Origin of the sequence: Synechocystis sp. LEGE 06083 (assembly GCF_015207725.1) — a bacterium.
In the GTDB taxonomy this organism is placed as follows: Bacteria; Cyanobacteriota; Cyanobacteriia; order Cyanobacteriales; family Microcystaceae; genus Synechocystis; species Synechocystis salina.
The window spans coordinates 1-8,677 of sequence record NZ_JADEWJ010000163.1 but is presented as its reverse complement, the minus strand read 5'-3'; the positions used below and the strand labels follow the sequence as shown (position 1 = coordinate 8,677).

Here is an 8,677-nt window from a genome sequence, read left to right as displayed (position 1 = left end):
TATAGTTATCGGCCAGGACGGGTAAGCGATGAATATCCATATAACTTGGGGTTTGCAGACTGAATGGTTATGCCCATCCTAACCGTGCCAAGGCTAACCAAAATTACAATTCCCAAGCCACCACTTTACCCTTGAGGCTGTGGCCCCACCAAGGACTGTTATAGGCAGAAGTTTGCAAAGCCCCCCTCTGTAAAGTCCAAGGCAGACCGGGATCAAACAAAATTCGCGGCGGATTAACCTGGGATAGGCCCAAGCATTGCCGGGGATTGGTGCTCAAGGCCCGCCACAGTTCAGTGGGGGTTACGAGACCCTTTTCCACTAACCCTTGCCACAAACAGGGCAAAACCAATTCGTAGCCGATCGCCCCGGGGGGAGTTTCCGCAAAGGTCTGGGTTTTTTCTTCATAGGTAAAGGCTTGGTGGTCCACCGCAATGGCATCAATGACACCGTTTTTAATTCCGTCAATCAGCGCTAAGCGATCGCCTTCGTTGCCTAGGGGAGGGTCAAAGCGCAGATTAGGATCATAGTGGGGCGTGTGGGGCGGTAAACCATGGGCGATCGCCTCGTTACTGAGCAAAAGGTGGTGCCAATTGACGCTGGCAGTGCAGTTTAACCCCTGACTTTTGGCTTGGGCAATTAGTGCGACTCCCCGAGCAGTGGAAATACGCATCAGATGTACGGGGGTCGGATAATGGGGTAACAACTCCAACAAACTGGCGATCGCCGCCGCTTCGGACATCACCGGATCCGGTGGCAGCCCCAATTGAATCGCCAACGGCCCTTCCCGCATCACCCCATTACCCCGCAGGGAACTATGGAGGGGAACTAGGGCTAGAGGCTTGCCGACCATGGCCCCATATTCCAAAGCCCGCTGTAATAGGCGCCAATCTGCAATGGCCCCTCCATCGCTGAAACCAATTACTCCGGCTTGGCTTAATTCTCCCCACTCAGTCAACTGTTGACCTTGGTTGCCTTGGGTGACGCTTCCCCACCAGTGGCATTGGACTGTGGCCCCATCTTCCCCCTGTTCCTGAGGATGGGCATTTATCCCCGCCATCTGATTTAACCTTTGCTCCAACCACTGCAAAGTTTGGGGTCGGTCCAGGGGCGGATCCATGGTGGGTAAAATGGCAATGTCCCTAAAGCCGCCGGCGATCGCCGTTTGCAGTAATTGGCTGAGGGTTTCCCGGTCTTCGTGGCCAGGCTCACCGCTGTAGCTATACAGGTCTGCCAGACTGGGGGCCAAGAGTAAATTCTCTCCGGGGATCACCACCGCATCCGTTGGTATGGGGTAAGAATCATCCTCTACGGCCACAATGGCCTTGCCCCGTACCATCACCGTCACCCGTGTTTCCGTGCCCTGTATGGGATCTAGGCAACGAACCTGGGGTCGACATTGCGTTTCCATTTAACCTTTTAACCTCGGGGGAACGACGCCACAAAAATCCCCCTAAAATCCTAGCAAAGTTGGGCAACCTTTCCGGATTCTGGGGGTTAACTGTACTTTTTATGCTTGGTCAATCAAGGGCTAGTCTTCAAAGGCGATCTCCACCCCTTTTTCTGTTTGACCATGTTCAACAATATCGAGCCCCACTTTTTCCTGGGACGGTTTTACCCTTAACATGCCCCAAAGGTCTAGTAGGTAGAAAAGGAAAAACATGGTGATGAAGGCCCAAAAGGGGATCACCAAGGAGCCAACGATCTGGGCACTGAGTTTATGTTCAACGTTGGTGCTAAAAATGCCCACGGCAATACCGCCCCAAATGCCGCATAAACCGTGCACAGGCCAAGCTCCCACCCCGTCGTCAATACGTAGACGGTCTAACAGCTTCGTGCCCAGCACTGACAAAACGCCTGCCACCACCCCAATGGCGATCGCCGACCAGTTACTAACGGTGTCACAACTGGCGGTAATGCCCACCAGACCGCCCAAAATGCCATTGAGGGTCACCAGTAAGTTGGCTTTATGTTTGGCTTCCGTAATCCAGTCGAAGGCGAGGGCTGCCAATCCTCCCGCCGCTGCGGACAGGGTGGTGTTCACCGCAATTAACATGGTGGTATTGGTGTTTAGAGCCCCCACAAAGGCCAATTGACTACCGGGATTAAAGCCATACCAGCCCACCCAGAGAATAAACACCCCCAGGGAACTGGAAGTAATCCCCTGGTAACCTAGACTGTTAATTTTGTTGCCCTCAAAACGGCCAATGCGGGGCCCCATCACCACCACGGCGGCCAGGGCAGCAAATCCCCCCACCGCGTGCACCAGAATGGAACCGGCAAAATCATGGAATCCCAATTGGTCAAGCCAGCCTCCCCCCCACTTCCAGTGGCCACTGATGGGATAGACCAACCCGGTAATGACAGCGGAGTAAATTAGGTAGGCTTTGAAATACATCCTCCCCATTACCGCCCCGGAGACAATGGTGGCCGCCGTGGCCGCAAAGGCTGCTTGGAACAACCAATCCACTTGGGGGCTGAGGCCTTCAACGTTGTTTGGGGTGTTGGCAATGCCAAAGCCACTCCAGCCAAAAAAGCCACCCAACACTGGGGTTTCTCCGTACATTAGACTGTAACCAAAGAGGAAGTAAAGTAATACTCCCACACAAACATCAAAAGTGTTCTTAAAGAGCACATTAACTGTATTTTTGTGGGAAGACAGTCCCGCCTCCAACATGGCAAAGCCAGCCTGCATGAACAGTACTAAAACCGCTGCGGCCAGTAAGAATAGATTATTAACTGCATAGGTAACTTCTGCAATGGAAATGGTTTCTGTTTGGGCCTGGGCCACCCCGACAAATAAAAATGCCAGCATAGCGCCCAGGGCATAACGGGCAAGGGGAAAAATTTTGAGTTTCATTGCCTGTACTAAATCAACTCCCTGGAAAAAGTGAGATTTTTCTTAAGATTGCATCTTAGGAGGGAATGAATTGTTCACCACCAACTTTTGTCACCGTTTGCCCACAATTTATAAAATCAGGAAAAGCAGTACGCCGATGATATTTGGGTTCCACTCTAGTGAGTAGGGGGAAGTACACGCTAAACTGGGAAGGAGAGGAATTGATCCTCTTCTGGAAAGCTTGCATTGGCAGGAACGCTCTATGGGACCAGCTTCCCTCCTGGTGGTAGATGACGATCCCGATAATTTTGATGTTATTGATGCCCTCCTAGCGGATCGGGGTTATGAGCTTAACTACGCCGACAGTGGCCAACAGGCCATTGACAGTCTAGATACCTTTCAGCCAGACCTCTTGTTACTCGATGTTATGATGCCGGGGCTGAGTGGCATTGAGGTTTGCCGAGCGGTCCGTGCTTCGGCTCGGTGGCGTGCCCTGCCAATTATTATGGTTACGGCCCTAGACAGTAAACTCAGTTTGGCCAATTGTTTGGCGGCGGGGGCCGATGATTTTATTTCCAAGCCTTTGAATGGTTTGGAATTGCAAGCCCGTATCCAGGCCATGTTGCGCCTGAAGCACCAGTACGATGCCCTAGGGAATTTACTGCAACAACGGGAATCGATGGTGCACATGATTGTCCATGATTTGCGTAACCCCCTCACCAATTTGATTTTGGGGATACAAATTTTGCAGAGGGGCCATTATGATCCTCCCTTGCCCACAGAAAAGCTCGGTCGCCTGCTTCATGCCGGGCAACAAATCCAGCATTTAGTGGACGATATGTTGGTGGTGTCCAAACAGGAGCATGGCAAAATTCGCCTGGACTATCAAGAAGTGGACCTGTTGGCATTGGTTGCAACTGTGCTGGATGATTACGAGGCGATCGCCAGCCAAAAGCAATTGACCCTAGTAAGGGAATGGGAAGACAGACCCCTGGTTGCCAAAATAGACCCCCCCATTTTCCAGCGCATTATCAGCAATTTGCTCAGCAATGCGATTAAGTTTTCCCCTACGGGTGGCAAAGTAGAGGTGGCGATCGTCACGGAGGACAAGAATAAAATCACCATCTGCTTCATTGACCAAGGGCCAGGCATTAAGGACGAACTTAAACTAAAAATTTTTGAGCCCTACGAAGTGGGCACCATCATGCCCAACATTGCCCAAATTGGCTTGGGTCTGGCATTCTGTAAGATGATGAGCGAAGCCCATGGCGGTGCCATCACAGTGCAAGATAATCAACCCAAGGGAGCCATTCTTTCCCTGACATTGCCCCAACATCCTCCGGTGCCGATCGGTTGGGTGCCCCATGGCCAATGGGGGGAAGCGGCGGTCGATAACAGTAAAGAAGGGGGCCACAGGATTACCAAGGTCAACTCCGACCAAGGGCCGGTGGGTTTAGAGTAGATTCACAATTCGACAAACACTAGCAACTATGCCAGCGGAGGGCAGATTTTATTATGTTTAAGCATTGCCTCATTTGTACAGATTTTTCCGATGGACTGCAACGACTAGCGGGCTTTGTGGAAGAACTTTCCCTCTGTGGCATCAGTAAGCTAATTTTTCTCCACACCGTTTCTGTCTGGGAAGATGAGCACCTGGCCAATGTGGATGAAAGTAAGCTCAAGGAAGCCAAAATTTATCTGGAATCCCTAGTGGGTCAGGTGCCGGCAGGGGTGGAAGTGAAGGTGGAAGTATCCTCCGTGCGATACCTAGATTTGGTGAACCAGTTGGTGGAAAGGGAAGCCATTGATGTGATTATTAATGGCATGCCGGTGCGGAGCAATTTGGAGTCAAAGCTTTTCGGTAGCCACACCCTTTCCTTGGCCAAGTCCACCAAGGTACCGGTGATGATCCTACGGCCCCAATTGATCACCACCTACACGGTGGAAGAAATGGCTTTGCGCTGTCAACATCTCTGGCGAAATTTACTGGTGCCCTATGATGCCAGTTCCGCTGGTAACTATCTGGTGGAAAGGTTAAAAACTTCCTTAGAAAAGGCCCCTCCTGGTAAAGTGCAGTCCTGTTATTTTCTCTCTATTTTGGAAGATGGTATCCGTCGTCCAGAACTGATGGAAAATCGTCGTCAGGAAGCTGAGGAAAAATTGGCCATGCTGAAACAGGAATTTAGCTCCCTAGTGCCGGATATTGTCACGGAAGTACGCCATGGTAGCCCTGTACAGGAAATTCTCGACACTGCCTTTGTTAATGATATTACGGCGATCGCCGTGGCTAGTCACCGGACTACATTGTTGGATTGGACAGTACCTAGTTTGACGGATAACATTTTGAATCGTAGTTGGTTTCCCCTCCTATTTTTCTCCCCCAAAGGTTAGGGAAATGCTCAAAGTTCCCCCTTTAAAAGGGGGATTTTACACTGACCATGTAATTTCCCAAAGAGCATCTAAACAACAACTTCTCCAAATTTCAGACTGGTTTTAAAGAAGAATTGCACTTAAACCAAGCCCCAACCCCTAGTTACCCTGATTAGCAACGAACTGGTTAACTAGAGCTATATCAATGTCTAACTCTTGAGCAATTTCTGTGGTCGTTAGTCCCAGCTTTCTCAGCAGGGGAATAGTTTCCAATTTGCCTTTGAGCAAGCCCCGCTGTTCTCCTTTAAGCAAGCCCTGCTGTTCTCCTTCCTGTAAAATCTCTTGATAAACGGCTGATTCCTTCATAATTTCGCTCCTTAAAATCGTTTTGATAAACTCTGGCGACAGCACAAGTCCTCCAAAAACAGAGGTTGCTGTCATCAGGTTCGCCTTGACTCGACGATCTCTAATCCGGTCCAAAGCCGTTGCCACCTCCTTCAATTTTACTGTCGGGTCAGGGTTTTGGGTCAATATGGCCAGAGGCAATAACCCTAGGCTTTCCATAAATATGTCTGAAGATTGCTCCCAGAGCCGAATAACTTGATAGCAATGTACTGTCTCCCCCAGCTGAAAACTGTCTTGATAAACTAAATCGCTGCTACTAGGTTTTAGATAGACAACAAACTGATACATTGTTTTCTGGGGAAAGCGACGATAAACCCGGACTCGATAGTCCAACATCCGAAAGCCCATATTTTCGTCCGGTTCCGTTTGGAATTCCAAATGCAAAACCAGATCATCAGACTGTTCCAGAATCAGGGAATCAGCCCGAATTGGTTCCAGGGAAAGTTCCGTTGGACTCAGTTTGGTTAATTTGATTGGTCGTCCTAGCAACCAAGCTGCATAGTCTTCGGAAAAAGATTCTGCGAGAAATTTACAGAGGTTGTCAAACATAATCAAGCCAAAACGTCTTTGCCGTTGTCTTCCGGTGTGAGATGGATCCCGTTCAAGAAATACTTGATGCCGCTTTCGTCAATGATATTACGGCGATCGCCGGGGCTAGTCACCGGACTACGTTGCTGGATTGGACGGTACCTAGTTTGACGGATAACATTTTGAACCGCAGTTGGTTTCCTCTCCTGTTTTTCTCTCCCAAAGGTTAACAGTAATTAGAGAAAAACAAAGTCTAGCCAGCTAAATTTTCCTACACACAGATACGAAAAAATCCCCACCTCTACAAAACGAAAGTGGGGATATTGCTTATGGGAAAACTGAGGCTTAAATTACAGCATTCAGATCCACACCAAAAATATTCGCTTGGGCGATCGCCTCGGGAGATCCGGCGGCAAAAACGCTGGAGGAAAGCCAATTCCAATCGGAACTAGAGTTCCAAATACCAATTTGGTTAGTGTCAAGGTTCTGCCACAGCACTTGATTGATACCCTGTACGGTTTCCGCCGCTAGGGCCTGCCAGTTGCCCAGGTTATTCTCAAAGGCTTCCCCTAGGTATTTAATTGGGGTTGTTAAGCCATCCCCGGTTTGGGCGTAGTAATTACCCAGGATGCCTTCCAGCAGACTAACATTGCCCTTGGTTTCCACATTTGTCAGGCGATCGCCTAACAGTCCATCTTCATTAAGGTCAATTTGGAAGGTAACTTCCGCCGCAAGGGTTTTAAAGGAATCAGGAGTCCAGGTTTGAGAAGACAACCAGTTCCAATCAGCATCAGCATTCCACAGCCCAAATTGGTCAGTGTCAGAATTTTGCCAGAGGACTTGATTCATTCCGTCCACAGTTTCCGCCTCCAGAATTTGCCAATTACCAAAGGTGCCGGCTACCAAGGGCTGGTCTTCATACTTCAGGCTCACTTCCATGCCATTGGGCAGTTCAACAAAGAACAAACCATCTTTAGCCACGGTCCCAATCTCGTTGGCGATGGGATCAATTACCGTATCTTCCCGGAAAGCTAGATTTTGAATGCGGGTATCAAATGCCGGGGCAGTGTCCGCTTGGTTGAAAGCAGTGGCGGGGGTATTGAAGTTGGCCGCCAAGTATTCGGCCAGGGCATCCTGCTCAGAGCCATCGGGGGCAAAGGTGGCTAAGCCGGTTCGGGGAGCATCGGCAGCTAAGCTCAAATCAACTAAGTTAGCAGATTCGCCACTGGGGAAGGGATAACCATCGCCACCGCCAGCGAGAAAGCCCAGGGTAACCATGCGGAAGGTTCGGCTGGGATCTCCCAGCAATTGACCATCTTTAACCACCACATCTAGGTCTTTGCCGGTTTCATCTTCAATCGCCAGGGAAAGAACACGGCTGCCTGGGGCCCGGTTGAGGTCAAAACTGAAAGCAAAACCACTAACTTGGGGAAAACGACCCTGTTGGTTACTGCCATCGCTGGCCGCTATGCCGTGTTCCACTAAGGCCAATAATTCAGCGGCCGTTACAGTGATCAAACTTAGTCCATTGTTGAAACTAAGGGCATTGGCAATGTCCGTTTCGGAAATCCCCCCTTCCGGTTTAACCACATTGCCATCGGCATCGGTAACCGCTTCGTTGGGCAGCCGCTCCGGTACCCCAGTGCCCCCAGCGGGAACGACAACTCGACCAATATCATCCCGGATGCCGCCGCCATTTTTGAGGGAAATGACAACGGAGGAATCAATGGTTTTGGCGATCGCCAGGTTGGCATCAGCGGTGAGGTTACCGAGGTTGGTTTCCTGTTGGCGGACTGCGGGTCGCAGACCTTCGAGGTAAACATTGGATAGCCCAAAGACATTACTTTCTTTGGCGACGATGACTGTGCGCAGTTGGTCCACAATGGCTTGGACTTCTTGATCTATCAGACCGGCGGCATTTAGATCTGCTACACCTTGGTCATCGGTGGCATAGGCTCCACTAATTAGGGGATCATAGCTTTCGGGAATAATTACCCCCTCCGCATCAAAGTCAATTACAAGGCGGCCCACATATTTATAATTGCCGTCGGTATTAACCACTGCCACAGGGTTACCATCGGCCCCGGTTTTGATGATGGGGTAAATTCCCTGGGCCGTATCCCCCGCCCGCAGGCGATCGTTTTCATCCACCAAGCGGGTATTGGAACCACCGGCCACAATGATGTCCACATTGCTGAGGCGGGAAGCCAATTCCTGCTCAATCGCAATCTGTTGCATATGGGCCAGCAAAATGACTTTGTTCAACCCGGGATTGGCCAACAATAAGGCATCCACATCCGCTTGGATAATGGCTGCGAGGGCATCCAACTCTGCCGCAGTGGGAGTGCCACCAAAGGGACTGGGCAAAATTCCCACATTACCTGGACTAGAAATTGTCCTCAGGGTTGGGGTGGCGGCCCCCACAATGCCAATTTTTTCCCCGTTAACGGTGATGACGGTGCTGGCGGCAATTTTACCGGGGATGGTACTGGCTTCCTGACCATCCGCTGTGAGCAAAGGGGTTAGATTGCCATCGGT

At 50.4% G+C, this 8,677-nt stretch carries 7 protein-coding genes; 3 read left to right on the top strand and 4 right to left on the bottom strand.

What is annotated here, in order from left to right; all coding sequences use genetic code 11:
* Positions 1-103: 103 nt before the first annotated feature.
* Together IQ219_RS12750 and IQ219_RS12745 are read right to left on the bottom strand one after the other, a co-directional pair.
* The gene (locus tag IQ219_RS12750) at positions 104-1,408 is read right to left on the bottom strand and encodes a dihydroorotase (protein WP_194072854.1); all 1,305 of its coding nucleotides are present in this window, start codon (positions 1,406-1,408) and stop codon (positions 104-106) included.
* A 120-nt stretch (positions 1,409-1,528) separates the two neighbouring features.
* A complete protein-coding gene (locus IQ219_RS12745) occupies positions 1,529-2,857 on the bottom strand; it encodes an ammonium transporter (RefSeq protein WP_190597138.1) in 1,329 nt (442 codons plus the stop codon).
* A 241-nt stretch (positions 2,858-3,098) separates the two neighbouring features.
* On the opposite strand from IQ219_RS12745, the gene IQ219_RS12740 reads away from it, so the two are divergent.
* The gene (locus tag IQ219_RS12740) at positions 3,099-4,298 is read left to right on the top strand and encodes a hybrid sensor histidine kinase/response regulator (protein WP_194072853.1); all 1,200 of its coding nucleotides are present in this window, start codon (positions 3,099-3,101) and stop codon (positions 4,296-4,298) included.
* 53 nt (positions 4,299-4,351) lie between these two features.
* Positions 4,352-5,227 (top strand): universal stress protein, encoded by an 876-nt coding sequence (locus IQ219_RS12735; protein WP_194072852.1) that lies wholly within the window; start codon positions 4,352-4,354, stop codon positions 5,225-5,227.
* 138 nt (positions 5,228-5,365) lie between these two features.
* On the opposite strand, the gene IQ219_RS12730 is transcribed toward IQ219_RS12735, so the two are convergent.
* Entirely contained in the window at positions 5,366-6,160 is a 795-nt protein-coding gene (locus IQ219_RS12730) for an Rpn family recombination-promoting nuclease/putative transposase (protein WP_194072851.1), read from the bottom strand.
* A gap of 41 nt (positions 6,161-6,201) precedes the next feature.
* Between IQ219_RS12730 and IQ219_RS12725 the strand changes: the two genes are divergently transcribed.
* Positions 6,202-6,369, top strand: a complete 168-nt coding sequence (locus IQ219_RS12725; RefSeq protein WP_228017041.1) for a universal stress protein — start codon at positions 6,202-6,204, stop codon at positions 6,367-6,369.
* A 115-nt stretch (positions 6,370-6,484) separates the two neighbouring features.
* On the opposite strand, the gene IQ219_RS12720 is transcribed toward IQ219_RS12725, so the two are convergent.
* Positions 6,485-8,677 (bottom strand): 5'-nucleotidase C-terminal domain-containing protein (locus tag IQ219_RS12720; RefSeq protein WP_194072850.1); only part of this gene is annotated, 2,193 nt, incomplete at its 5' end.

Bases quoted from the DNA above. Each gene is read 5' to 3' on its own strand.
- IQ219_RS12735 (WP_194072852.1), top strand. From the start codon at position 4,352: ATGTTTAAGCATTGCCTCATTTGTACAGATTTTTCCGATGGACTGCAA.
- IQ219_RS12750 (WP_194072854.1), bottom strand. From the start codon at position 1,408: ATGGAAACGCAATGTCGACCCCAGGTTCGTTGCCTAGATCCCATACAG.
- IQ219_RS12745 (WP_190597138.1), bottom strand. From the start codon at position 2,857: ATGAAACTCAAAATTTTTCCCCTTGCCCGTTATGCCCTGGGCGCTATG.
- IQ219_RS12740 (WP_194072853.1), top strand. From the start codon at position 3,099: ATGGGACCAGCTTCCCTCCTGGTGGTAGATGACGATCCCGATAATTTT.
- IQ219_RS12730 (WP_194072851.1), bottom strand. From the start codon at position 6,160: ATGTTTGACAACCTCTGTAAATTTCTCGCAGAATCTTTTTCCGAAGAC.
- IQ219_RS12725 (WP_228017041.1), top strand. From the start codon at position 6,202: ATGGATCCCGTTCAAGAAATACTTGATGCCGCTTTCGTCAATGATATT.